Annotated in this window: 24 protein-coding genes, 2 pseudogenes and 1 riboswitch; of the genes and pseudogenes, 14 read left to right on the top strand and 12 right to left on the bottom strand. The window is 57.4% G+C overall.

Annotated features, from left to right (window positions below; genetic code table 11):
* Positions 1–42: 42 nt before the first annotated feature.
* Positions 43–2,070, top strand: a complete 2,028-nt coding sequence (locus PHX60_RS09160) for a U32 family peptidase (protein WP_300076956.1) — start codon at positions 43–45, stop codon at positions 2,068–2,070.
* On the opposite strand, the gene PHX60_RS09155 is transcribed toward PHX60_RS09160, so the two are convergent.
* Both PHX60_RS09155 and PHX60_RS09150 read right to left on the bottom strand, forming a co-directional pair.
* Positions 2,008–2,970 (bottom strand): multidrug effflux MFS transporter, encoded by a 963-nt coding sequence (locus tag PHX60_RS09155; RefSeq protein WP_300076954.1) that lies wholly within the window; start codon positions 2,968–2,970, stop codon positions 2,008–2,010. The genes PHX60_RS09160 and PHX60_RS09155 overlap by 63 nt on opposite strands.
* Positions 2,971–3,076: 106 nt before the next feature.
* Positions 3,077–3,259, bottom strand: a pseudogene (locus PHX60_RS09150) (transposase); the annotation flags it as partial.
* Positions 3,260–3,274: 15 nt separating this feature from the next.
* Between PHX60_RS09150 and PHX60_RS09145 the strand changes: the two are divergent.
* The gene (locus PHX60_RS09145; RefSeq protein ID WP_300076952.1) at positions 3,275–4,546 is read left to right on the top strand and encodes a transposase; all 1,272 of its coding nucleotides are present in this window, start codon (positions 3,275–3,277) and stop codon (positions 4,544–4,546) included.
* Here PHX60_RS09145 and PHX60_RS09140 read toward each other — a convergent pair.
* Positions 4,498–4,833, bottom strand: a complete 336-nt coding sequence (locus PHX60_RS09140; RefSeq protein WP_300076950.1) for an MFS transporter — start codon at positions 4,831–4,833, stop codon at positions 4,498–4,500. The genes PHX60_RS09145 and PHX60_RS09140 overlap by 49 nt on opposite strands.
* A gap of 197 nt (positions 4,834–5,030) precedes the next feature.
* On the opposite strand from PHX60_RS09140, the gene PHX60_RS09135 reads away from it, so the two are divergent.
* Complete coding sequence (locus PHX60_RS09135) at positions 5,031–6,314, top strand: aminotransferase class I/II-fold pyridoxal phosphate-dependent enzyme (RefSeq protein ID WP_300076948.1); 1,284 nt, start codon at positions 5,031–5,033, stop codon at positions 6,312–6,314.
* Between the two features lie 102 nt (positions 6,315–6,416).
* On the opposite strand, the gene PHX60_RS09130 is transcribed toward PHX60_RS09135, so the two are convergent.
* From PHX60_RS09130 to PHX60_RS09120, 3 genes are all read right to left on the bottom strand, one after another.
* The gene (locus PHX60_RS09130) at positions 6,417–6,587 is read right to left on the bottom strand and encodes a hypothetical protein (RefSeq protein WP_300076947.1); all 171 of its coding nucleotides are present in this window, start codon (positions 6,585–6,587) and stop codon (positions 6,417–6,419) included.
* A 76-nt stretch (positions 6,588–6,663) separates the two neighbouring features.
* Positions 6,664–7,638 carry a DUF808 domain-containing protein gene (locus PHX60_RS09125; RefSeq protein ID WP_300076945.1) on the bottom strand — a complete coding sequence of 325 codons (975 nt, stop codon included), beginning with the start codon at positions 7,636–7,638 and terminating at the stop codon, positions 6,664–6,666.
* 14 nt (positions 7,639–7,652) lie between these two features.
* Positions 7,653–8,072 carry a BLUF domain-containing protein gene (locus PHX60_RS09120; RefSeq protein WP_300076943.1) on the bottom strand — a complete coding sequence of 140 codons (420 nt, stop codon included), beginning with the start codon at positions 8,070–8,072 and terminating at the stop codon, positions 7,653–7,655.
* A gap of 140 nt (positions 8,073–8,212) precedes the next feature.
* On the opposite strand from PHX60_RS09120, the gene PHX60_RS09115 reads away from it, so the two are divergent.
* Together PHX60_RS09115 and PHX60_RS09110 are read left to right on the top strand one after the other, a co-directional pair.
* On the top strand, positions 8,213–10,534 hold the full coding sequence (locus PHX60_RS09115; protein ID WP_300076941.1) for a YgiQ family radical SAM protein: 2,322 nt from the start codon (positions 8,213–8,215) through the stop codon (positions 10,532–10,534).
* Between the two features lie 125 nt (positions 10,535–10,659).
* A pseudogene (locus tag PHX60_RS09110) lies at positions 10,660–12,018 on the top strand (malonyl-CoA decarboxylase); the annotation flags it as partial.
* Between the two features lie 13 nt (positions 12,019–12,031).
* Here PHX60_RS09110 and PHX60_RS09105 read toward each other — a convergent pair.
* Positions 12,032–12,475, bottom strand: a complete 444-nt coding sequence (locus tag PHX60_RS09105) for a universal stress protein (RefSeq protein WP_300076939.1) — start codon at positions 12,473–12,475, stop codon at positions 12,032–12,034.
* 59 nt (positions 12,476–12,534) lie between these two features.
* On the opposite strand from PHX60_RS09105, the gene PHX60_RS09100 reads away from it, so the two are divergent.
* The 8 genes from PHX60_RS09100 to PHX60_RS09065 all read left to right on the top strand — a co-directional run bounded on the left by PHX60_RS09100 (position 12,535) and on the right by PHX60_RS09065 (position 20,183).
* Positions 12,535–14,946, top strand: a complete 2,412-nt coding sequence (locus tag PHX60_RS09100; protein ID WP_300076937.1) for a cation-translocating P-type ATPase — start codon at positions 12,535–12,537, stop codon at positions 14,944–14,946.
* A 19-nt stretch (positions 14,947–14,965) separates the two neighbouring features.
* Positions 14,966–15,103 (top strand): cbb3-type cytochrome oxidase assembly protein CcoS, encoded by a 138-nt coding sequence (gene ccoS / locus PHX60_RS09095; RefSeq protein WP_300076935.1) that lies wholly within the window; start codon positions 14,966–14,968, stop codon positions 15,101–15,103.
* A gap of 62 nt (positions 15,104–15,165) precedes the next feature.
* Positions 15,166–16,608: a cytochrome-c oxidase, cbb3-type subunit I gene (gene ccoN / locus PHX60_RS09090; RefSeq protein ID WP_300076933.1), complete on the top strand. Its 1,443-nt coding sequence runs from the start codon at positions 15,166–15,168 to the stop codon at positions 16,606–16,608.
* A gap of 19 nt (positions 16,609–16,627) precedes the next feature.
* Positions 16,628–17,260 (top strand): cytochrome-c oxidase, cbb3-type subunit II, encoded by a 633-nt coding sequence (ccoO, locus tag PHX60_RS09085; protein ID WP_300076931.1) that lies wholly within the window; start codon positions 16,628–16,630, stop codon positions 17,258–17,260.
* Between the two features lie 14 nt (positions 17,261–17,274).
* Positions 17,275–17,412, top strand: coding sequence for a cbb3-type cytochrome c oxidase subunit 3 (locus tag PHX60_RS09080; RefSeq protein ID WP_300076929.1), 138 nt, complete (start codon positions 17,275–17,277; stop codon positions 17,410–17,412).
* A gap of 23 nt (positions 17,413–17,435) precedes the next feature.
* Positions 17,436–18,362 carry a cytochrome-c oxidase, cbb3-type subunit III gene (ccoP, locus tag PHX60_RS09075; RefSeq protein ID WP_300076927.1) on the top strand — a complete coding sequence of 309 codons (927 nt, stop codon included), beginning with the start codon at positions 17,436–17,438 and terminating at the stop codon, positions 18,360–18,362.
* A 71-nt stretch (positions 18,363–18,433) separates the two neighbouring features.
* Complete coding sequence (ccoG, locus tag PHX60_RS09070; protein WP_300076925.1) at positions 18,434–19,879, top strand: cytochrome c oxidase accessory protein CcoG; 1,446 nt, start codon at positions 18,434–18,436, stop codon at positions 19,877–19,879.
* A gap of 22 nt (positions 19,880–19,901) precedes the next feature.
* Positions 19,902–20,183 (top strand): FixH family protein, encoded by a 282-nt coding sequence (locus tag PHX60_RS09065; RefSeq protein WP_300076923.1) that lies wholly within the window; start codon positions 19,902–19,904, stop codon positions 20,181–20,183.
* A gap of 33 nt (positions 20,184–20,216) precedes the next feature.
* Here PHX60_RS09065 and thiE read toward each other — a convergent pair whose 3' ends face one another.
* From thiE to thiO, 4 genes are read right to left on the bottom strand one after another with little or no spacing between them, the layout of a single operon-like run.
* On the bottom strand, positions 20,217–21,116 hold the full coding sequence (gene thiE, locus PHX60_RS09060; RefSeq protein ID WP_300076921.1) for a thiamine phosphate synthase: 900 nt from the start codon (positions 21,114–21,116) through the stop codon (positions 20,217–20,219).
* Entirely contained in the window at positions 21,116–21,928 is an 813-nt protein-coding gene (locus tag PHX60_RS09055; RefSeq protein ID WP_300076919.1) for a thiazole synthase, read from the bottom strand. The genes thiE and PHX60_RS09055 overlap by 1 nt, the downstream gene beginning before the upstream one ends.
* 4 nt (positions 21,929–21,932) lie before the next feature.
* Complete coding sequence (gene thiS, locus PHX60_RS09050) at positions 21,933–22,130, bottom strand: sulfur carrier protein ThiS (RefSeq protein ID WP_300076976.1); 198 nt, start codon at positions 22,128–22,130, stop codon at positions 21,933–21,935.
* Between the two features lie 12 nt (positions 22,131–22,142).
* On the bottom strand, positions 22,143–23,258 hold the full coding sequence (gene thiO / locus PHX60_RS09045) for a glycine oxidase ThiO (protein WP_300076917.1): 1,116 nt from the start codon (positions 23,256–23,258) through the stop codon (positions 22,143–22,145).
* A gap of 43 nt (positions 23,259–23,301) precedes the next feature.
* A riboswitch (TPP riboswitch) is annotated at positions 23,302–23,403 on the bottom strand.
* 56 nt (positions 23,404–23,459) lie between these two features.
* Between thiO and thiD the strand changes: the two genes are divergently transcribed.
* Entirely contained in the window at positions 23,460–24,338 is an 879-nt protein-coding gene (gene thiD, locus PHX60_RS09040; RefSeq protein WP_300076915.1) for a bifunctional hydroxymethylpyrimidine kinase/phosphomethylpyrimidine kinase, read from the top strand.
* Between the two features lie 15 nt (positions 24,339–24,353).
* Here thiD and PHX60_RS09035 read toward each other — a convergent pair whose 3' ends face one another.
* A complete protein-coding gene (locus PHX60_RS09035) occupies positions 24,354–24,821 on the bottom strand; it encodes an SH3 domain-containing protein (protein WP_366144374.1) in 468 nt (155 codons plus the stop codon).
* Between the last annotated feature and the right edge of the window lie 11 nt (positions 24,822–24,832).

The raw sequence follows: 24,832 nt of genomic DNA, 5'->3' as shown, positions 1-24,832 counted from the left end.
CATCGACAAGGGGGATGGATATGGCATCGGATAATAACGGGCATGTCTCTTTTGCCCTACCAGCTTGAACTACTCTCCCCGGCCCGCGATGCCGCCATTGGCATCGAAGCCATCAACCACGGAGCCGATGCCGTTTACATTGGCGGCCCCGCTTTTGGTGCCCGTGCCGGTGCTGGCAATGATTTGCGCGAGCTAGAGCACCTGATAGCCCACGCGCACCGCTTTCATAGCCGCATTTTTATCACGCTCAACACTATTTTGCGCGACGATGAACTCGAAGCTGCACGCCAAATGGCGTGGGACGTTTACCACGCCGGGGCCGATGCCCTGATTATCCAAGATATGGGCCTGCTAGAACTGGACTTACCCCCCATCCAATTGCACGCCAGCACCCAAACCGACATCCGCACGCCCGAAAAGGCCCGCTTTCTGCAAGATGCCGGTTTAAGCCAAATCGTGCTGGCACGCGAACTAACAGTGCAACAAATTGCCGCCATCCGCGCCGCAACCGACCCAGCCCGCTGCGCGCTAGAGTTCTTCATCCACGGTGCGCTGTGCGTGGCCTACAGCGGCCAATGCAACATCAGCCACGCGCACACCGGGCGCAGTGCCAACCGGGGCGATTGCAGCCAAGCCTGCCGCTTGCCTTACCAAGTGGTGGATGATGCAGGCCGCTTTGTCGCGCACGACAAGCATGTGTTGAGCATGAAAGACAACAACCAGAGCGACAATCTGCGCGCCCTGGTAGATGCGGGCGTGCGTAGCTTCAAGATAGAAGGCCGCTACAAAGACATGGCCTATGTGAAAAACATCACCGCACACTACCGCCAACTGCTCGATGAGATAGTGGAAGAGCGCCAGTTCTCTGAGCAACCCTTGGCGCGCGCTTCCAGTGGCCAAACCCGCTTCACTTTCACCCCCGACCCACTGCAAAACTTTAACCGCGAGTTCACCGATTATTTTGTCAAGGGGCGCAAAGACGACATCGGTGCCTTTGACACGCCCAAAAACCCCGGTCAGGCGATTGCTTGGGTCAGCAAGCTGGGGCCAGATTTTGTCGAATTGGAAGTGAGTGACCCCAACACCGTGCTGCACAACGGCGATGGCCTGTGCTACTACGATTTGCAAAAAGAGCTGGTCGGCTTGGCCATCAACCGGGCCGAACGGGTATCCGCACGCAGCAGCACGCAATGGCGCGTCTTTCCCAAAGACCCGATGGCGGGCTTCAAAGATTTGCGTAAAGGCACTGAAGTCAACCGCAACCGCGACATGGACTGGGTACGCACGCTAGAGAAAAAATCCAGCGACCGACGCATTGGCCTGTGGGCGCAATGGGCGCAAACCCCCAACGGCTTTGCCCTCACCCTGACCGACGACGATGGCTTTGTCGGCCAAGCCCAAGTGGTGCAAGCGCACCAGCCCGCCAGCGATGCCAGCAAAACCGAAGCCAGCCTGCGTGAACAATTGGGTCGCTTTGGCAACACCATTTTTAGCCTGCACGACATCAGCATCAGCCAAACCCAGCCGTGGTTTGTGCCCGCCTCGGTACTCAACGCCCTGCGCCGTGATGCCGTAGCCGCCTTAGAAGCCGCACGCGCCCAAGGCTTACCACGCCTGCCGCGCGCCCAGCCCGTCGAACCACCCGCGCCCTATCCCGAAGACAGCCTAAGCTACTTGGCCAATGTGTTTAACCACAAGGCGCGCGATTTTTACGCCAAACATGGCGTGCGCGTGATAGATGCAGCCTACGAAAGCCACGAAGAAGAAGGCGAAGTCAGCCTGATGGTGACCAAGCATTGCGTGCGTTTCAGCTTGAGCCTGTGCCCCAAACAAGCCAAAGGGGTGATTGGGGTCAAGGGCACCATCAAGGCCGAACCCTTGCACCTCATCAACGGCAAAGAAAAACTCACGCTGCGTTTTGACTGCAAACCCTGCGAAATGCACGTGATGGGCAAAATCAAGCGCTCGGTGTTGCAACAACAGCAAAAAACACTACAAGAGCAGCCCTTACGCTTTTACCGGACTAGACCCACTTTGGCCCAAGACGCGGTAACAACCCCAAGCACCTAAGCCACACACCGCCATCACGACCGCCAACGGTTGGCTGCTGCCATTGTGCAAGCCGCCCACCACAGCCCCAGCCACGGTGGCCAACAAAAAAGCCGTGGCCCCATTGAAGGCAGCCGCTGTGCCAGCGCGTCGCCCTTGGCTGGCCAAGGCGCAAGCGCTGGCATTGGGGCCAATCACGCCCACGCTGGTCATAAAGACAAAACAGCCCAGCACAAACCACGGCAGGGACATCCAACCGGCCAACGCCAACACGGCCAAGGCCAAGCCTGCCAGCACTGGCAACCATAAGGCACGGCGTAACAAAGTGCTGGCAGGAACGGTTTTAAGCCAATAGGCATTGAGTTGGCTGGCAGCAATCAAACCGAAAGCATTGGCCCCAAAAAACCAACCGTAGTTTTGCGGGCTAACACCATAGAGCTGCATCAACACAAACGGTGAACCTGCAATATAAGCAAACATGCCCGCACGAATCAGGCCCGCACTGAGTACAAAACCCATGAAACTGCGGTCGCGCCATAGATCGGCATAGTTGCGTGCCACGGTGCGCCACTGCAAGGGCGGCTCGTGGGTGGTGTCGTGGCTTTCTTGCAAGCCCAGACCCAAGCCCAACAAACAGAACAGGCCAAACAGCACCAGCACGCCAAAAATGGCCCGCCAGCCCGCCCATTGCAGCAACCAGCCACCCACCAAGGGGGCCAAAATCGGGGCCAAGCCCATCACCAACAAAGAAAAAATACGCGCCGACTGGCTCGGTCCCATGCGGTCGCGCACGATGGCACTCGGAATCACCAGCCCAGCACAACCGCCCATGCCCTGCAAAAGCCGGCACACCCAGAGCATGGTGATGTTGTCGGCCAAAGCACAGCCCACGGAAGCCAGGGTGTAAAGGCTAAAACCCACCGAATAGCGCGAGGGGCTCCATCCATTTGGGTTGGCCGCTTGCGGCCTAGAGGCAAAGCCGCCCCCATTGGCTGGAGGGGTAAGCGCCGCCAGCCGCAGGCTGGCTTCAGTCGTCCGGCCTGTCCTGCTGCTGGATGTATTGCTTGATGATTTCTAGCGGAGCGCCGCCGCACGAGAACACGCAATAGCTGCGCGACCAGAGCACCGACTTAGAATACACGCCCGCCAACTCCTGAGCAAACATCGTGCGTAACCTCCTGCTGGTGCCAGTCTTAATTGCATGATGAAGGTATAGTAAGCAATTATGAGCGAAGCCCGCAACCTACGCAAAACGACCTATCGGCTGTACCCAACGCCGAAACAGGCCGTTGCGCTTGGTGCCATGCTGCGCTCACACCAGCAGCTTTACAACGCTGCCTTAGAGGAACGCATCAGCGCTTGGAGCAAGGCGGGCAAATCGATTTCTTATGCCGACCAGTGCAAGGGCCTGACGCTGCTGCGCCACGACCTGCCCGAGTGGGCTGATGCGGCTAACTGTTCTAGCCAGCAGATGACGCTGCGCCGCTTGGACAAAGCATTTGCTGCTTTCTTCAGGCGCATCAAGGCGGGCCAAACACCGGGCTTTCCGCGCTTCAAGTCGCTGGGGCGTTTTCCCGGCTTCAGCTTCAAAAGTCATGGTGATGGTTGGCGCTTCACACCCGAAGAAGGCTGGAGGCATGGCAGTCTGCGTCTATCGGGCGTGGGGCAAATCCGCGCCCGTGGTCAAGCCCGTCAGGGCGGCGATATTCGTGCCAGTGACATCCTGCACCGCGATGGCCGCTGGTATTTATCGTTGACCCTGGCCGTCGCCAGCCCAGAACGGACCAGGCAGGCCGATGGCGCACTGGCTTACGACTGGGGCGTGGAAACATTTCTCAGTGGTGTCACGCACACCGACGAGACCATCCAAATCGACAACCCCCGCTGGTGGCAACAGGAGAGGGAGCAGACCATTCGGTTGCAGCAAGCCGTTTCGCGCAAACCTAACCGCCGCTCCAATCGCAGAAAAAAGGCAGTGCGCCGCTTGGCCGCTGCTCGGGGCAAGGTAGCGCGCAAGCGGTTGGACTGGGCGCATCAGAAAACGGCAGCGCTGGCGGGCCAATATGCCTTGGTAGCAACGGAAGAACTCACGCTCAAGAACATGACCCGCAGTGCCGCTGGCACTGTGGACGAACCGGGCAAGCAGGTAGCGCAAAAGGCGGGCTTGAACCGGGAAATACTGGACACCGCTGCGGGGCTGTTCACTTCACTATTTCGCTACAAAGTGCTGGAAACTGGTGGCGAATGGGTAGATGCTCCAACCCGCAAGCTCAAACCAAGTCAGCGCTGCCCCCAGTGCTGGCATGTGGCCAAAAAGCAGCTCTCACAAAGAATGCACTGCTGCGAACAATGCGGGCATCAAGAGAACAGAGATACGGCTTCAGCGCGTGTGGTATTGCGCTGGGCTTTGGAATCAATATCCGGTCAGGAACTGGCCGAGACGGGAGTTTATGGCTCCCGTGAAACTCCATCCTTTGCAACGCATAGGGTGGAGTAGTTCATATACAGCGGCAGCTTGCGGCCAAAGCGGTCACTGACCGGGCCATAAATCAGCTGGCCTAGCGTCAGGCCAATAAAAAAAGTGGACAGCGTCCACTCCATGCTACCGGCCGGTGCCCGCAAATCTTGCTCGACCTGCACAAAACTGGGCAGGTACATATCAATCGACAGGGGAGCCACCGCTGTCAACACCCCCAACAACACAATCCACAGGATAAAACGCCCCCCGGTAGGTTCTGGCAAACGGGGAACAAAATCGGGCACAGAGGATGTACTACTACTCATAAGATGCGCCATCACCTGCTTGGCAGGCTATGCAAAAGCGTACCATTATCATCTTTGGCGTTGTTTTTTGCAGCGCAAGTCGGGCTTGCCCTGGGCATAAGCACATGCACAAAACAGCGTTAGAGCCTAGGCCAGCCATGCCACAATGCCTGCCAGCTCCGCATGGGCGCGGGGCCAGCCTTTGAGGAAAAATTTGTATGCACCTTGACACCCTTGCCGTCCACGCCGGTTACTCCCCCGACCCCACCACCAAATCGGTGGCCGTGCCTATCTACCAAACCGTGGCCTATGCCTTTGATAGCGCCCAGCATGGCGCAGATTTGTTCGATTTAAAGGTGCAGGGCAACATCTACACCCGCATCATGAACCCGACCAACGATGTGTTGGAAAAGCGCGTAGCGGCACTAGAAGGCGGCATTGCGGCATTGGCGCTGGCCTCGGGCATGGCGGCCATCACGGCGGCCATCCAAACGCTGGCCGAAGCGGGCGACAACATCATCAGCGCCAGCACGCTCTATGGTGGTACTTACAACCTGTTTGCCCACACCTTGCCACAGCAGGGCATAGAGGTACGCTTTGCCGACCCACGCGACCCAGCCAGCTTTGCCCAACACATTGATGCCCGCACCAAGGCGGTGTTTATTGAGTCCATTGGCAACCCACTGGGCAACGTGACGGACATCCGCGCGCTGGCCGATGTGGCCCATGCCCACGGCGTGCCGTTGATTGTCGATAACACCGTGCCCAGCCCTTACCTGCTGCGCCCGATTGAACATGGTGCAGACATCGTGGTGCATTCGCTCACCAAATACTTGGGCGGCCACGGCAATAGCGTGGGCGGTGCCATTGTCGATAGCGGCAAATTCCCGTGGGCCGAGCATAAAGAGCGCTTTAAGCGCCTCAATGAGCCGGATGTGAGCTACCACGGCGTGGTCTATACCGAAGCCTTGGGACCAGCGGCCTTTATTGGCCGCGCCCGTGTGGTGCCGCTACGCAATATGGGTGCTGCACTGGCCCCGCTGAATGCCTTCTTGATTTTGCAAGGCATCGAAACCCTCGCCTTGCGTATGGAACGCATCTGCGATAGCGCCCAAGCCTTGGCCCAATACCTAGAGCAGCATCCCAAGGTGGAGTGGGTCCGCTATGCCGGTCTGCCCAACCACCCTGACCATGCTTTGGTACAACGCCAGCTGGGTGGCAAGGCATCGGGTATTTTGTCGTTCAGCCTCAAAACCGACGATACCGACCCGCGTGCTGCCGGTGCGCGCTTCTTAGACGCGCTGCAATTGTTTACCCGCTTGGTCAACATTGGCGATGCCAAATCCTTGGCCACGCACCCGGCCTCGACCACGCACCGCCAGCTCAACCCCGAAGAACTGGCCAAGGCCGGTGTGAGCGAAGGCATGGTGCGCCTGTCCATCGGTATTGAACATCTGGAAGACCTGCGCGCTGATTTGGCCCAAGCGCTAGAAAAAGTGTGAGCCGCGTAGTTTCGACATAAAAAAAGCCCTCAATGCTTGCTTGAGGGCTTTTTTTTCGGCAGGAGCAGGACGCACAAAGCACCTGCTCCGCACTAAGGCAAATTAACCGCCCTTTTTGGAGCGCTTGCCGGGGTTCTTCTTGCTGCGTGTGGACACGCCGCGCTCCAAGCTCACGCGCTGACCACGGCCAGGGGTGGCCAAAGTCACGCCGTTGGGGGTTTGAGGGCGGGGAGTGCGCTTGCGATCTGCTTCAGTAACGATTTTGTTGCCCATGAATGGCCTCCGTTCAAAGTAAAAATAAAAAGAAAAGCCCGCTATTAGGCCACAGCCTGAAAGGGTAGCATGTGCATCAGTGTTTTGCACCACGCAAGCGTTGTACCCACAACACGACCACCAACACCACCGAACCAGCCAGCAAGCCCAGCACCGCATTGAGCAAGTTAGGCACCAGCACCTGCCACAGCGCCCCAGCGGGCCATTGCAAGGCAGCGGCGGCAGCCGCTTCAATGGCATGGTGCAGCCACGGCACACCATGCGCCAAAATGCCCCCACCCACCAAGAACATGGCAGCAGTGCCCGCAATCGACAAGCCCTTCATCAGCCAAGGGGCCGCCCCCACAATGCCACGGCCCAGCCCTTGGGCCATGCTGCTGCCTTGGCGCGTTAGCCACAAGCCCAAATCGTCCAGCTTGACGATACCGGCCACCAAGCCATACACCCCCACCGTCATGATGATGGCAATGCCCGACAACACCGCCACCTGCTGCACAAAAGGCGCTGCTGCCACCGTCCCCAAAGTGATGGCGATAATTTCTGCCGACAAAATAAAATCGGTACGCACGGCCCCCTTGATTTTGTCGCGTTCAAAGGCGGCCAAATCGGTCACGGGCGCTGCGGTTTCTGTGCCTTCTTCGGCCTTTTCCGCTTCTTTGCGGTGCAAAAAAGCATGGGCCAATTTTTCGCAACCTTCAAAACACAAAAAAGCCCCGCCCACCATCAGCAGCGGTGTCACGGCCCAAGGGGCCAACGCACTGATGAGCAGCGCCAGCGGCACCAAAATAGCCTTATTGAGCATTGAGCCTTTAGCCACCGCCCACACCACCGGAATTTCGCGCTCAGCACGCACACCCGCCACCTGCTGCGCATTCAGGGCCAAATCATCGCCCAACACGCCAGCGGTTTTTTGCGCCGCCACTTTGGTCATGACGGAAACATCATCGGCCATCGCCACGCTGTTCTTAGCGGCCACCTTGGTCATCAAGGCCACATCGTCTAGGATGGTGGCAATGTCATCCAACAGGGTTAATAAACTGGCTCCGGCCATAGGGACTCCTCAGATTATTCAATCCAGCGCACGTTTTGCAGCATTTCTTGGAAAAAGCTACGCAAACTCTCGGAACCCATACCGTAGGGGTCAAACTCGGTGCCCACCGAATACTTCAAAAACAGTTGGCGGTTGCTTTCCATGGAGGGCAACAGGCCCATAGACCAACCCGTAAACTGGCGGCAGACAATCTCTGCATAGTCCAAGATAGCCGTGTCGCGGTGGCGCTGGTCTTTCAAAATACGATGGTACAAAGCATTGACGGCCAGTCGGTCGCCTTCAAGCTGCTGCAAGAAGATGCCGTTGTTAATGCACAAAGCACCGGTCACCCCCAAGATGGCATTGTTGCGCTGCGAGGTCGCCAAAATATCCTTCACATCGGCCGGCCCCAAAATTTTGGCACAGCGGCTGGCATAGGTCAGTTGTATCAGCATAGATAGGCTACTTAAAAAAATGCCAGTGTGGCACATCTGTTGGTTGCCTGCTGCTACACCCCAGTAGCCCCAAAGCAGCACGGACAAGGGCTGCGGCCGTAAAATCAGCCACTTCCTCCCCCACCTCCCCCACCATCTTCATGAACGCCCCGGTTGACGTTTCCTTTTTTGCGCGCGCTGCCAAGCCCCTGAGCAGCTACCGCCCCTATTGGGCCAAGCGCTTTGGCACGGCACCGTTCCTGCCCATGAGCCGGGCCGAGATGGAGCAACTCGGTTGGGACAGTTGCGACATCGTACTGGTCACGGGCGATGCCTATGTCGATCACCCCAGCTTTGGCATGGCGGTGATTGGCCGCGTGCTAGAAGCGCAGGGCTTTCGTGTCGGCATCATTGCCCAACCCGATTGGCACAGCGCCGAAGCCTTCAAAGCCCTGGGCAAGCCCAATTTGTTTTGGGGCGTGACGGCGGGCAATATGGATTCGATGATTAACCGCTACACGGCAGACCGCAAAATCCGCACCGACGATGCCTACACGCCCGGCGATGTGGGCGGCAAACGCCCCGACCGCGCTGCCATCGTTTATAGCCAGCGTTGCCGCGAAGCCTATAAAGACGTGCCTATCATCTTGGGCGGTATTGAAGGCAGCTTGCGCCGCATCGCCCATTACGACTACTGGAGCGACAAAGTGCGTCGCAGCATTGTGGTCGATGCCAAATGTGATTTGTTGCTCTATGGCAATGCCGAGCGCGCCTTGGTCGAGGTAGCACACCGCATTGCCGCACGCGAGCCGGTAGAGAGCATCACCGATGTGCGCGGCACCGCCTTTGTCTGCCGCCATTCAGAAGCCGGTTGGTTTGAGCTGGATTCGACCGAGGTTGATCAGCCCGGCCCCGTCGAGGCGCACATCAACCCCTACCAAACCACCAGCGAACAAGCCGCCGCCCAAGGCAGCAGTTGCAACCCAGAAGATGGCAACGCCACGGCACCAGCGCCCACCGCGCAGCCCATCCACTTTGCGCCCAATCCGGCTTTGCAAGGCAAGCTCAAGTTGCCACCACGCAACCGCACTGTGATTCGGCTGCCCAGTTACGAGCAAGTCAAATCCGACCCGGTTTTATACGCCCACGCCAACCGCGTGTTGCACCTAGAAACCAACCCCGGTAACGCCCGCGCCTTGGTACAAGCCCACGGCGAAGGCCACACCGCACGCGATGTCTGGATCAACCCGCCCCCTATCCCGCTGACCACGGCAGAGATGGACTGGGTGTTTGGCCTGCCCTACGCGCGCAGCCCACACCCCAGCTACGCCGATGAAAATGGTAGCCACGACGGCGCCACCAAAATCCCAGCTTGGGAAATGATTCGCCTCAGCGTCAACATCATGCGCGGCTGTTTTGGCGGTTGCACCTTCTGCTCTATCACCGAGCACGAAGGCCGCATCATCCAAAGCCGTTCCGAAGACTCCATCATCCACGAAATCGAAGACATCCGCGACAAGGTCAAAGGCTTTACTGGCACCATTTCGGATTTAGGCGGCCCCACGGCCAATATGTACCGCTTGGGCTGTAAAAGCCCCGAGATAGAGGCCGCTTGCCGCAAACCCAGTTGCGTCTATCCCGGCATTTGCCAAAACCTGACCACCAACCACGACCCGCTGATTCAAATTTACCGCCGGGCGCGGGCGCTCAAAGGTATCAAGAAAATTTTGATTGGCTCTGGTTTGCGCTACGACTTGGCCGTCAAATCGCCCGAATACGTGCGCGAGCTGGTGCAGCACCATGTGGGCGGTTACCTCAAAATTGCCCCCGAGCATACCCAGCAAGGCCCACTGTCCAAAATGATGAAGCCCGGCATTGGCAGCTACGACAAGTTCAAACAGCTGTTTGATAAGTTCAGCGAAGAAGCGGGCAAAAAGCAATTCCTGATTCCCTATTTCATTGCCGCCCACCCCGGCACCAGCGATGAGGACATGATGCACTTGGCGCTCTGGCTCAAGAAAAACGGCTTCCGTGCCGACCAAGTGCAAACCTTTTACCCCAGCCCGATGGCGACTGCCACCGCCATGTACCATAGCAACCTCAATCCGCTGGCAGGCATCCACCGCGATGAGCGCAGCGAGCGCGTGGACATTGTGCGCGGCGACAAGCGCCGCCGTTTGCACAAAGCCTTTTTGCGCTACCACGACCCCAACAACTGGCCGCTACTGCGCGAGGCCCTCAAAACCTTGGGCCGGGCTGATTTGATTGGCAATGGCAAGCACCACCTCATCCCCACCTTCCAACCCGTCACCGATGGGGCTTACCAAAGCGCCCGGCGCACCAACTCCACGCCGGGCAAGGCCACTGCGCCCAGCAAGCCCATGAAAGGTCGGGTGCTAACGCAACATACCGGACTGCCCCCGCGCGAGAGCGGCAAGGGCAGCAGCAGTAAACCAGCGCTGGGAAAATCTGGACGGCGCTAGGCAGCGCTCCCACTCCACGCCGAACCCATTAGGCGGGATAAACCACCTATTTTTTGTGCCCGCACGCTTGGCTAGACTGCTCCGTCCTGTATTCTCTATGCTGCCCAGCCAGAGAGGAGATTTTGCCCATGCCCCGCAACACCCACGAGCGCCTGCAAGCCACTTTGCGGCGCGGTCAAGAAGCCCTGTCACCGCGTGCCTTGCGTAAGCTGCTAATTGATTTGCAAGCCGCTGCCACCCCCCAAGTCAGTGAGGTAGAAGGTGCCCGCCACGCCCAAACCGTAGCAGCGTGGTACCTCCAAGCCCGCCCCGAAGAACGCCAAGACCTGTGGTGGCTGCTGTGCGAACAATTTACCGCCGATGCTGCACGGGTACAAGCCGCAGGTCAAGGCTACGAAGTGGCCGTAGGCACCGAAAACGAGGCCCAAGCCGAAATCGCCCTGCGCCGTGCTTTGGTCTCGCCGCGCACACGCTTATTGCAACGTTTTGTCGTCTTTCCCGGTGGAATGCGTTTTTTGGTCGATTTGCGTGCCGAACTGCTGCCCCATCTCAAAAACGACAAACGCCTGCTGGCACTGGATGCCGATTTAGAGCAATTGTTCTCTACCTGGTTTGACGTAGCATTTTTAGAATTGCGCCGCCTCTCGTGGGATTCGCCCGCCTCGCTGCTCGAAAAGCTCATCCAATACGAAGCCGTGCATGACATCCGCAGTTGGAGCGACCTGAAAAACCGCTTGGACAGCGACCGGCGCTGCTACGGCTTTTTCCATCCCAGCCTGCCGCAAGAGCCACTGATTTTTGTCGAAGTGGCCTTGGTGAACCAATTGTCCGACTCCATCACCCCCTTGCTGGATGAAACAGCTGCACCGGTGGACATCACGCGCGCCAGTACGGCCATTTTTTACTCGATTAGCAACACCCAAACCGGGCTACGCGGGGTCAGTTTTGGCGACTCCCTCATCAAGCATGTGGTGGAGACGCTCTCGGCAGAGTTTCCGCGCTTACGCACTTTTGCCACCCTGTCGCCCATTCCGGGCTTGCGCGCTTGGCTGCAAAAAAATGCCCATAGTTGTTTGGCCGATGTCTCCGCCAAGCGCCAGACAGAATTGGCCCGTGCTTTGGGTCTGGACAGCACACAAACACCAGAGGCCAGCCAGCTGCTGGCGGCCCTAGAGAAACCTTTGGCACTAGAGGCCAAATCTCCCTTGGGCCAGTGGCTGCTGCACTGCGCCGCACGTTACTTGGTGACAGAACTGTCCACTGGCAAACCCGTCGACCCGGTAGCGCGCTTCCACTTGGGCAACGGTGCCAAGGTGGAGCGCATCAACTGGGCCGCAGACCCCTCGGCCAAAGGGATCAAACAATCTTATGGCCTGATGGTCAACTACCTGTATGACCTCAAAGGCTTAGACAAGCACCGCACTCTGTTGGCACAAGGCCGGGTGGCGGCCTCGCGCGAGATAGAGCGCTTGTGCCGGGCGTGATGTTGCCTGCACTCTAGCGCAGTACCAACACCGGAACATGCGAGTGCGTTAGCACATGCTGCGTCTCGCTGCCCAACAACAAGCGCTGGATACCCTTGCGTCCATGCGAGGCCATGACAATCAAGTCGCAATCGTACTTTTGGGCTGCGGCAATAATCGCCTCGGCCACCAAGTCAGACTTGGCCAACAAGGGCTGCACCTCTACCCCTTGGGCTTGGCCTGCTGCCTTGATTTTGTCCACCAAATTGTGGGCGGCTTCGTCCCATTGTTTCTCAATGCGTTCGATGTCTTGGGCATCGACCGGCAGGCCGCCTTCAAAATAGCTGCGTGGGTAGCGTGGCACCACTTTCAGGGCTATCACACTGGCACCGGCCAAAGCGGCCAGTGCCAAACCTTGTTGCACGGCCTTGTCCGAAAGCTCGGAGCCATCAGTGGCAATCAAAATACGTTGGTACATGGTTCAATCAAACAACACAAACAAGCCAGTATGGCACGCAAAAGGGGTAAGCTTGCCACATGTCCACGAATTCCGATAGCATTTTGGCACCGGCCCCTACTGCGGGCGCTACCCTAGGCGGTAGCTCGCCCCAATTGCTGGATGACCCGCAAGAATGGGCCGCGTTTGGCCGCCCTTGCACCGATAAAACCAACCCCTCCCCTGCCCCTGAACAAACCCCGTGGGAGTCCCATGTGGTGCTAGAGGGAATGCACTGCGCCGCCTGTGCCCTTACCATCGAAGATGCCCTGCGTGCCGTGCCAGGGGTTATACAGGCCGAAGTCAGTGCCGCCACCCAACGCGCGCGCGTGGTGTGGCGGCCCACCCAAGTGCTGCCCTCGCAATGGGTGGCTGCGGTGCGCCGTGCTGGCTATGGTGCCTTGCCCGCGATGGATGCCTTGGCACGCGAACAACGCCGCCAAGAAAACCGCCGCGCCCTGTGGCGCTGGCTGGTGGCTGGTTTTTGCATGATGCAAGTGATGATGTACGCTTGGCCCGCCTATGTCGCGGCGCCGGGTGACCTCACCTTAGAGATGGAAACCCTGTTGCGCTGGGCCTCTTGGGTGATTTCTTTGCCAGTGGTGTTGTTTGCCTGTGGCCCATTTTTTAGCAGCGCACTGCGCGATATTCGCCTGCGCCGCATCAGCATGGATTTGCCCGTAGCTTTGGGCATGGCCATCACCTTTATCGTCAGTACCGTTGGCACCTTTGACCCTAGTGGGCCATTTGGGCGCGAAGTCTTTTTTGACTCGCTCACCATGTTCGTTTTCTTTTTACTGACGGGGCGTTGGCTAGAGTTGCGCCTGCGCGACCGCACTGCCGGTGCCTTAGAAGCCGTCATGAACCGCCTGCCCGACAGCGTTGAGCGTCGCCAAGCCGATGGCAGTTTTGAGCGCGTTGCCGTGCGCCGCTTGCAAGCAGGCGACACGGTGCGCGTGTTACCCGGCGAGGCTTTTCCCGCCGATGGTCACATCGTAGTGGGTCAAACCTTGGCCGACGAAGCCTTATTAACCGGTGAATCAACCCCCATCTTGCGTACCGAAGGCAGCACGGTCACGGCAGGCAGTTATAACCTGCAAGCCCCGGTCGAGGTGGTGGTACAAGGCACCGGAGCCGCCACCCGTTTTGGTCAAATTGTGGCTTTGATGGAAAGCGCCTCTTTGCAAAAACCCCGGCTGGCCCAACTGGCCGATAAAGTCGCCCGGCCTTTTTTGCTGGCCGTGTTGGTGGCTGCTGCCTTGGCGGCGTTGTGGTGGTGGCCCACTGACCCCGCCCATGCCCTGATGGTGGCGGTGGCGGTGTTGATTGTCACTTGCCCCTGCGCCCTGTCTTTGGCCACGCCGGTGGCCATGCTATCGGCAGCGGGCACTTTGGCGCGCCAAGGCGTGTTGGTACGCAATTTACAGGGCTTAGAAGCCTTGGCCAATATAGATACCTTGGTATTCGATAAAACCGGCACCCTGACGCGCGATGGCATGTTGGTCTCTGCGGTGCAGCCGACGGATGGCTTGTCCGCCGACGCCGCCCTTGCGTTGGCAGCGGCGCTGGCGCGTCATTCTTTGCACCCGGTTTCTCGGGCCTTGTTGGCCAAAGCAAAAGCCCTGCCCAATGATACCAACACAGAACGTTGGCAAGTAACGCAAGTGCAAGAACAGGCCGGACAGGGCCTCTCGGCGTGGGTAGAAGACCGCCAAGCACAGTATTCGCCCAGCCAAGTGCTGCTCGGTTCCGCACGCCATACCCATGCCAGCACAGCGCCCGAAGATATAGCCCAGCAAGTTTATTTGGTACGCCAGCAAGCCGATGGCAGCTTTGCCGAATTAGCCCGCTTTGATTTACTAGAGGACCTGCGCCCCCAAGCCGCTGGCGCAGTGCGCGCCTTGGCCGATGCAGGCGTGCAGGTGCAACTCTTGTCTGGCGACCAGCCAGCTGCCGTGGCCCGTATCGCCGCGCAGTCGGGCATTGCCCAATGGCGTGCCGCTTGCACGCCGCAAGACAAACTCCAAGCCCTGCAAGCCTTGCAAGCCCAAGCCAAACAAGTGGCAATGGTGGGCGATGGCCTTAATGATGGGCCGGTGCTGGCCGGTGCCCATGTCTCTTTTGCCTTTGGCAAGTCGGTAGCACTGGCACAATCGAAGGCCGACTTCGTGGTGCTGGGCGATAGCCTGTGGCTCATTCCACAGGCTGTGTTATTGGCGCGTCACACCTTGCGTGTGGTGCGCCAAAATTTGTGGTGGGCGGCAGGCTACAACGCCTTGAGCGTGCCGCTGGCCGTGGCCGGGTACATGCCAGCTTGGCTGGCAGGCTTGGGCATGGCCGTCAGTTCGCTGCTGGTGGTCCTCAATGCCGCCCGCCTGTCTCGGCCTTTGCCGGTGTTGGAGTCCGCTTCAGCACCAAGAGGCCAACCCAGCAGCCATGCAGTTGTTGCATAACCAATGGAGAAAGCGTCCCATGGACATCCTGTATTTGTTGATTCCCTTGTCTGTGGTGCTGGTGTTGATGATCTTGCTCGGTTTGTGGTGGGCCGTCTACCGTGGACAATTTGAGAACATTGAGCAGGAGGGAGAGCGGATTCTTCGCGATAATTGACGGCTGTCAAAAACACTACGCCTTCTCCGGTTAATACTTTCTCTGAAATCAAGAGGTGCCCGATGGATATACCCAAAAACGCAGATACTGCGCACTACAACGATACCGTTGTACGGCAGTTTTCTATCATGACCGTAGTCTGGGGGGTGGTTGGCATGCTGGTTGGCGTCATCATCGCCGCCCAGCTTGCTTGGCCCGAACTCAACTTTGGCATTCCGTGGCTGACTTATGGCCGCTTACGACCACTGCACACCAATGCAGTGATTTTTGCTTTTGGCGGCAGTGCGCTGTTTGCCACCAGCTACTACGTGGTGCAACGCACCTGTCAAGTGCGCCTGTTTGCAGGCCCGTTAGCCTCGTTCACCTTCTGGGGCTGGCAGCTGGTTATTTTGGCCGCCGCCATCAGCTTGCCTTTGGGTTACACCCAAGGCAAAGAGTACGCTGAACTCGAATGGCCCATTGACATCCTGATCGCTGTGGTCTGGGTGTCTTATGCCATCGTTTTCTTTGGCACGATTGGCAAGCGTACCGTGCGCCATATCTATGTGGCCAACTGGTTTTACGGTGCCTTCATTTTGGCCGTGGCCTTGTTGCACATCGTCAACAGTGCCGCCATTCCTGCGGGTGGCATGAAGAGCTACTCGGCTTATGCGGGTGTGCAAGATGCGATGGTGCAGTGGTGGTATGGCCACAACGCGGTGGGCTTCTTCCTGACCGCCGGTTTCTTGGGCATGATGTATTACTTCATCCCCAAGCAAGCAGGCCGTCCAGTTTATAGCTACCGCCTGTCCATCGTCCACTTCTGGGCGCTGATTTTCACCTACATGTGGGCCGGCCCACACCACCTGCACTACACCGCGCTGCCAGACTGGACGCAATCGGTCGGTATGGTGTTCTCTTTGATTTTGTTGGCCCCCTCTTGGGGCGGCATGATCAACGGCATCATGACGCTGTCGGGTGCATGGCACAAACTGCGTGACGATCCTATCCTGCGCTTCCTGATTGTGTCGCTGTCGTTCTACGGCATGTCCACCTTCGAAGGCCCCATGATGGCCATCAAGACCGTCAACGCCCTGAGCCACTACACCGACTGGACTGTGGGCCACGTTCACTCTGGCGCTTTAGGCTGGGTGGGTCTGATTACGATGGGTTCTATGTACTATCTGGTGCCCCGTCTGTTTGGCAAAGAAAAAATGCACTCGGTCAAGGCCATTGAAATCCACTTCTGGCTGGCTACCATCGGTATCGTGCTTTACATCGCTGCAATGTGGATTGCCGGGGTGATGCAAGGTTTGATGTGGCGCGCGGTCAACCCTGACGGCACCCTGACCTACACCTTTGTCGAAAGCGTCAAGGCTACTTATCCGTTCTACGTGATTCGCTTTACCGGCGGCGTGCTCTACCTCACCGGCATGACCATCATGCTCTGGAACGTGGTCATGACAGCAACTTCCGGTCGTGCCGTGACCGTGACCATTCCTGCGGCCCAACCGGCGCACGCCTAAGCTTCGAGGAACTATTTTCATGTCTGATAACAACCATAGCCCCTCGAAAGGCTTCTCGCACGAAAGCATCGAAACCAACAATTTCCTCATGATCGTTTTGATTGTGATTGTGATTGCCTTTGGTGGTTTGGTCGAAATCGTGCCGCTGTTTTTCCAAAAAACCACCACCGAGCCGGTCAAGGGCTTACAGCCTTACACCGCCTTGCAGTTGGCTGGGCGCGATGTCTATGTGCGTGAAGGTTGCTACAACTGCCACTCGCAGATGATTCGCCCCTTCCGTGCCGAAACCCTGCGCTATGGCCACTACTCGGTCGCGGGTGAGTTCATTTATGACCACCCCTTCCAATGGGGCAGCAAGCGCACCGGCCCGGACTTGCACCGTGTGGGCGGCAAATACAGTGACGAATGGCACCGTATCCACCTGAACAACCCACGTGACGTGGTGCCCGAGTCCAATATGCCCGCCTACCCTTGGTTGGAAAAAAATCTGGTCAACCCAGACACCATTGGCTCGCACATGAGCGCCTTGCGTAAGGTGGGCGTGCCTTACACCGACGAAGAAATCGCAGCAGCGCCGGAACAAGTCAAGGGTAAAACCGAGATGGAAGCCACGATTGCTTATCTCCAGGTTCTGGGCTTAGCGCTCAAGTAAGAAAGGACTTGGCGATGGACATCACTACCATGCGCGTTGCGGTGACGTTGATTTCGTTTGCGATTTTTATCGGGATTTGGGTTTGGGCCTACTCCCGTAAGAACCAAGCGCGGTTTGACGAAGCAGCGCATCTACCGTTTCTGCAAGACTAAAACCACCAGAACGAGAACACACTATGAGTGACTTCACTAGCAATTTCTGGTCGGTTTTTATCGCCGGAATTACCCTGATTGGTATCTTTGGCTGCTTGCTGCTGCTCTGGATGACCGGACGCAAAAAAGTCGCCTCTGCCAGCGACAACACCACCGGCCACGTGTGGGACGGTGACTTGCGCGAAATGAACAACCCCATGCCACGTTGGTGGGTGTGGATGTTTGTCGTGACCGTCATCTTCTCCCTTGGCTACTTGGTCATCTACCCTGGCTTGGGTGCTTACGAAGGCAAGGCAGGCTGGAGCCAACAAAATGCCCACGCCAAAGAAGTGGCCGATGCCAATGCCAAGCTAGAGCCTTTGTATGCCCGTTTTGCTTCCTTATCGCCTGAGCAAATGGCTGCTGACCCCGAGGCTATGGCCATTGGTGACCGTCTGTTCATGAACAATTGCGCCCAGTGCCACGGCTCTGATGCACGCGGCAGCAAGAGCTTCCCGAACCTGACGGACAACGACTGGTTGCACGGTGGTACCCCTGACAAAATCAGCGAAACCCTGCACAAAGGCCGTATCGGCAACATGCCCCCGATGGCGGCTGCTGTTGGTACGCCAGAAGATGTACGCAACCTGGCCCACTATGTCATGAGCCTGTCGGGCAGCCCACACGACTCCTTGCGTGCCTCTTTGGGCAAGTCCAAGTTTGTCGCTTGTGCGGCTTGCCACGGTGCCGATGGTAAGGGGATGCAAGCCGTAGGCGCGCCCAACCTGACCGATGACATCTGGCTGCATGGCTGGGGCGAAGCAGCCATTGTTGCAATGATTAATAATGGCAAGGTCAACCAAATGCCTGCACAAGCAGGTACTGGTAAGTTGACGGAAGCGCAGCTGAGCGTACTGACCGCTTATGTCTGGGGTCTGTCGAATAAACCGGGTGCTACGGCTACCCGCTAACTTCGTTAGCCTTGGTGGTGCCTTAGGGCACCACCCGCTGTAAGTGCCAGTGATTTTTGAGATATTGCACTATGTCATCTTCTGACGGAAAACAGCCGAAGATCATTCCGATCAAGCCTGTAGCAGCAGAATCTAATCCCGAGCAAGAAACTATTTCTTTATACGCGGCACATAAAAAAGTTTATCCGCGTTCTATTAGTGGTTTGTTTGCACGTTGGCGCTGGGTCATGGTTTTCCTGACCCAGCTTATTTTTTATGGCTTGCCGTGGATAGAATGGGGTCAGCGCCAAGTGGTGCTATTTGACCTTGGGGCGCGGCGTTTTTATATTTTTGGTTTGGTACTCTACCCGCAAGATTTTATTTATCTCACGGGTTTGCTGATTATTTCGGCCTTATCGTTGTTTCTATTTACCGCAGTGGCTGGACGCTTGTGGTGTGGTTTTGCTTGCCCACAAACGGTTTATACCGAAATTTTTATGTGGATAGAGCACAAGGTCGAAGGTGACCGCAGTGCCCGTGTCCGTTTGGATAACGGAGGTTGGACCGCAGAAAAAATCTGGAAAAAATCACTCAAGCAATTTTTATGGATTGCGATAGCGGCTTGGACTGGCTTTACTTTTGTCGGCTATTTTGTACCCATCCGAGAGTTGGGGTCTGAGTTAATGGCCTTGCAGGGTTCTTGGCAATTGTTCTGGGTTGGTTTTTATGGTTTTGCCACCTATGGCAACGCAGGCTTCCTGCGCGAGCAAGTGTGCAAATACATGTGTCCCTATGCGCGCTTCCAAAGCGCCATGTTCGACAAAGACACCCTGATTGTTACCTACGATGCCCTCCGTGGTGAAAAGCGTGGCCCACGCAACAAAACCGTAGATTACAAAGCCAAGGGTTTAGGCGATTGTATTGATTGCACTTTGTGTGTGCAGGTATGCCCAGTCGGTATTGATATTCGCAATGGTTTGCAATACGAGTGCATTGGCTGTGGTCTGTGCGTCGATGCCTGCAACACCGTGATGGACAAAATGGGCTACGCACGTGGTTTGGTGCGTTTTTCTACGCAACACGCCGTAGCCCAAGGTTGGACGCAGTCCGAGATTGTGCGGCGCGTTTTCCGGCCTCGGGTTTTGGTTTATTCTGCTATTTTGCTTGCTTTGTGTGTGGCCATGCTGGCCAGTTTGGTAACGCGCACCCCCCTGAAGGTGGATGTAGTGCGTGACCGTGCGGCCTTATCGCGTATTGTGGCCGGTGGCAAACTAGAAAATATCTACCGCTTGCAAATCATGAATGCCACAGAAACTTCACAGCGTTATCGTATTTCTGCCCGTGGTTTAGATGGCCTGGAATTGGTCTCTGAAACCGAGGTAGAAATTGATGCCGCACAATCGCGTTGGGTACCAGTGCGGTTGCAGATTCCTTATGGCTCTTTGCCTGCGGGTTCACATACATTTAATTTTGATATTCAGACTGTCGGTGCCGATGCCCATTTGACAGAAAAATCTGTCTTTTTGGTACCCCGTTGAATTTTATTTTGAGGGAAAAATTATGGCAAGCACAACACTTTCTCAACAACCCGATTCATCCCCACCACCGTGGTGGAAGTTTGGTTATGTCTGGCTGATTTTGGCCGGGCCTATCGTCGTTATTTTTGCAGGTTTTTATACCCTGTGGTTGGCCATCAAAACCCCTGATCCGGTCATCAGTGCGGATTACTACCGCCAAGGTATCGAAATCAATAAAACCTTGGTCGATAAAACCCTGTTGCCCGCACTGAATGGCCGCAACCATGCGGCCACCCCTCCGGTGGACCAACCAGCGCCTCGGTAAGGGCTGGCAGGCTTGCAGCGCTGGCTGACTTGTTTAGGCCAGCGCTTGCAGCAAAGTAGCCGCAGCGGCTTCTGGGTCGGGGGCGCTCACCAAGGCGCGCACCACGGCAATCGAGCCTACCCCGGTGGCCAAAATGGCTGGAAATTGCTCCAAGCCAATGCCACCAATGGCTACCAAGGGGTAATGTTGCATTAAGCGCACGTAGGCAGCCAAGCGGCCTACACCTTGCGGGGCGGTGGCCATGCGTTTGAGGGTGGTAGGAAACACTGCACCCAAAGCGATATAGCTGGGGCCTAGGGCATGGGCGCGCAGCATTTCGGCATAACCGTGGGTGCTGACCCCTAAACGCAGCCCGGCAGCCCGAATTTTTGCCAAATCTTGCAGCTGCATGGCATCTAAATCTTCTTGCCCCAAATGAATGCCATAGGCCCCAGCGGCCAAGGCGGCTTGCCAGTGGTCATTGATAAATAAACGCGCTGTGGTGCCTTGTACCGCTTGCACGGCAGCGGCTACTTCAGCAGCAATCGCGCCAGTATCGGTAGATTTGTAACGCAGTTGCACCGTGGGCACCCCGGCACGCGCCATCCTGCCCACCCATTGGGCATCGGGCAGCACGGCGTACAGCCCCAAAGCCTGCGGACAAGGGGCAAAACGGTTGGCTGGGGGACGTAGGCCAAAATCTTCCGCAGTGTCGGGCCAATGGCTGGGGTCAAAATGGCCAGTGCGCGCCGTTTGGGCTTGCCACGCTTGCGCCAAGCATTCGGCATCCGGGGCAATAAAGCCTAAATGGCTACAGGCTTGCAAAGCGGCACGGTAAACCACATCGGTTTGGGTGGTGTGAGGCACTGGCTGCGCCTGACAAAGCGCAAGGCTGGCTTGGTGCAGCCCTACGATGGCGTTGGCCAGCGGGTAAATCTCTGATGCTTGCTGCATTATGGGCTATCGTGGTGCCAAAAAGGAGTACCCAGTACCGGCGTGCTGGGTTGGGCGGTGTCTTGGGCTTGCATGGCTCCGGCACGGTAAGCGGCACGGCCTGCCTGTACCGCATCGGCAAAAGCACCCGCCATGCTGATAGGGTCTTGGGCCAAGGCCACAGCGGTATTGAGCAATACACCGTCATAACCCCATTCCATGACTTGGCAGGCGTGCGAGGGCAGGCCCAAGCCCGCATCGACCAGCAACGGCACTGGCAGGCGCTCGCGTAGCAGTTGCAAAGCGTAAGGGTTGACCGGGCCGCGTCCGGTGCCAATCGGGGCCGCCCACGGCATCACGGCTTGGCAACCAACATCGACCAAACGTTGGCACAGCACCAAATCTTCGGTGCAATAAGGCAGTACCTGAAAACCCTCGCGAATCAGGTGTTCTGCTGTACTGACCAAATTGAGGGTGTCGGGTTGCAGGGTGTAATCATCGCCAATCAGCTCTAGTTTAATCCACGGAGTCTCAAACACTTCGCGCGCCATTTGGGCGGTGGTGATGGCTTCTTGGGCGCTGTGACAACCGGCGGTGTTGGGCAATACTGGCACTTGCAATTGGCGCAACAATTCCCAAAAACGTTGACCGCTTTCCGCCGGGTTACTGCCTTGGCGGCGCAACGAGGCTGTGACCATCGCCGGGCGGGCGCGTTGTACCGCTGCTTCTAAAACGCTGGGGGAAGGGTAGCGCGAGGTGCCCAGCAGCAGACGGCTATGGAACACTTGGCCGTAAAGTACCAAGGAATCGGCGGAGGAGGATGAATTTTGCATGGCCTTAGCCCCCAGTGACGGGAGAAATGATTTCAACCCGGTCGCCGTGGTGCAACCGGTGCTGGTTGTATTGGGTTTTAGGAACAAATACCGTGTTGACTGCTACGGCAAACGGCGGACGGGCGTCGATGGCGTGGATAGCATCGCTGACCTTGGCATCTGCGGGCAGTTGGTGTGTTTGTTGGTTGATGGTCAGATGGATAAGCATAATGAACTAGGCGGTGGCAGTGGCGGCGGCGCTGGATAGCAGCTCTAGGCGCAAATCAAAACGTGGGGCCAGCGCCGATTGGCCGGTGCCCAGCAGCTCCAGCACCACATCCAACACAGCGGGTGCAATCATGAAACCATGCCGATACAGACCATTGATTTCTAACACCCGTGGTGCCGTTTGACGCACAGCGGGTAAATTGTCGGGCAAGGTGGGGCGGCATTGGGTGGCAATTTCTAAAATACGCGCCTCGGCAAAACCGGGATGCACTGCGTAAGCCGCGCTCATCAGCTCCAGCGCCGAGCGCATACTGGCGGGCGACATATCATCCGATTCAATTTCTGTCGCACCAATCACAAACAGATGGTCTTGTTTGGGGGCGATATAAATGGGGTAACGTGGATGCACCAAACGGGTCGGGCGTTGCAAGGTCACATCAGGGGCATAAACACGTACTACCTCGCCGCGCACGCCGCGCAGTGCGGGCCATTGGGCTTGGGCACCTAGGCCACGGCAATCTAACACCCAATCGGGCTGGCCGCTGCTGCCGGGCTGAAAATGGCCGGGCGCTTGTGGACTGTTCCAGTGGTACTGCACCGGCAAGGCGTGCATGGCTTGCTCTAGGGCCGTGAGCAGTTGGCGGTTGTCCAATTGGCCCTCGCCGGGCAAATACAGCCCCTGATGAAAGCGTTGCGCCAGCGCGGGTTCTAGCTGGGCCATGCCTGCGCCATCCAAGGCTTGCATGGCGGGCAAACTGGCCACCGTGCGGCTGGTGGTTTCAAACAAGCGCCGCAGTCGGGCGGCCTCTGAGGCATCTTGGCGATGCCACACCACCAAAGTACCGTTTTGTTGAAAAAATACCGGTTGCGACAAGCCTGCCAGCAATTGCGGCCAGCGGCTCAGGGCGTATTCGCCCATGCGTACCACGCCGGGTTCGGTAATGGCCGATTCTGCCAAGGGGGCCAGCATGGCTGCAGCCACACGGGCGGCACTGCCTTGGCCGCTGGCATCTTGGGCCTCGTAGAGATGAATGGCATGACCGCGTTGCGCCAGCGTGACGGCCAATAGCCGCCCCATCAGGCCCGCACCCAAAATAGCAAAGGAGGAGGAGGGAGAGATCATTCGGTTTGTCCGTTGGTGGAAAATCCAAGGACAAAACAGACAAGCGCCTGTGCCGAAAACTCCCCACGCCAGCATGATCTGGATCGGGTGATGGAGGGTTTTTCTCAGCCTGCGCCCTGTGGTGCAGACACCCCTGTTTCGTCCTGACAAGATTACAGCACAAGCGCTGGGTTGGGGCTTTGATTTGCCGCATAAGCCACAATGGAATTTTTCTCAGGTGCTTTTATGTCCAGTGCAGCCTTGCCTACCTCCAGTGGCTTCCGCTATGTGCGTATTTTGTCGATTGCTGGCTCTGACAGTGGTGGCGGTGCCGGTATCCAAGCCGATTTGAAAACTTTTAGCGCCTTAGGCTGCTATGGCATGACGGCCATCACGGCCATTACGGCGCAAAACACCCAAGGGGTGCGTGCCATTCATGGGGTGCCGCCAGAGATGTTGCGCGCACAGATTGCTGCCGTGGTAGAAGACATTGGCGTGGATGCCATCAAAATTGGCATGTTGCACTCGCCCGAGGTGGTGCAGGTGGTGGCTGATGCCATTGACCACTGCCAACTGGCGCAAGTGGTGCTAGACCCGGTGATGGTAGCCACCAGCGGCGACCGTCTGATGGCCAGCGAAACCGTGCAGGTTTTGATAGAAAAATTGTTTCCACGGGTGCAGGTGATTACACCCAATTTAGACGAAGCCGCTTTGTTGCTGGGCCAGCCGATAGAGGGCGCGCAGGCGTTGGCATCGGCAGCCCAAGCCTTATTGGGCTTGGGCGCTCCGGCGGTGCTGCTCAAAGGCGGGCATTTAGCCGGTGATGCGGTGGTAGATGTGTTGGCCCAAGCCGATGGCCACTTGCAGCGCTGGACATCGGCGCGCATTGTTACGGCCAACAGCCACGGCACGGGCTGCACCTTGTCGGCGGCCTTGGCGGTGTATTTGGCTTTGGGCCATGCCTTGCCCGAGGCGGTAGCGCTGGCGCGCAGTTACATTTTGGGCGCTTTGGCTGCTGGGGCAGCTGTGCATACCGGGCGCGGTCATGGGCCACTCAACCATGCTTATGCCCCAGTGGTGCAGCAGGTACGCGCTTGCTAACAGCCAAAAACGTTTTTACCAGCCCCAAGCCAGCTGGCTGGCAATCCAGCCTTGTTGGCCATTGCTGCGCTCAATTTGTACCCAATCGCCTGATTTTTTGACGGTTTGCACAATCTCTTGTGCCTCTAGTTTGGCCAATACCTTGTCTTTTTGTGTCGGGCCAGCGCGCAAATTGGCCACCTTGGCCGTAATGACCATGTGTGGTTTTTTGCTGGTGCGTGGGGCATAAATCCAGCCCAAACTGGTTTCAAAGTCTTTGACTTGTAACCAGTCATTTTTGCGTTGCGTCACTTGCAGCGGGTAGCCTTCGCCCAGCTCCCAGAGTACGTCGGCTTTGGTGGAGGGCTGTTCACGTACTTTAGCGCTGTCGCCTTTAACGCTGACAAATTCTGGTGCTTGGGCTTGCACGGGCAGGGCCATCAGGCCGGTGGCGAGACCACAGGCCAACAAAGATAGCGAGAAACGGCGGGACAAAGACAACACAGCGCGAACTC

This window comes from Giesbergeria sp. (genome assembly GCF_028686475.1).
Lineage (GTDB): Bacteria > Pseudomonadota > Gammaproteobacteria > Burkholderiales > Burkholderiaceae_C > Simplicispira.
This window is presented reverse-complemented; position numbering and strand designations above follow the sequence as displayed.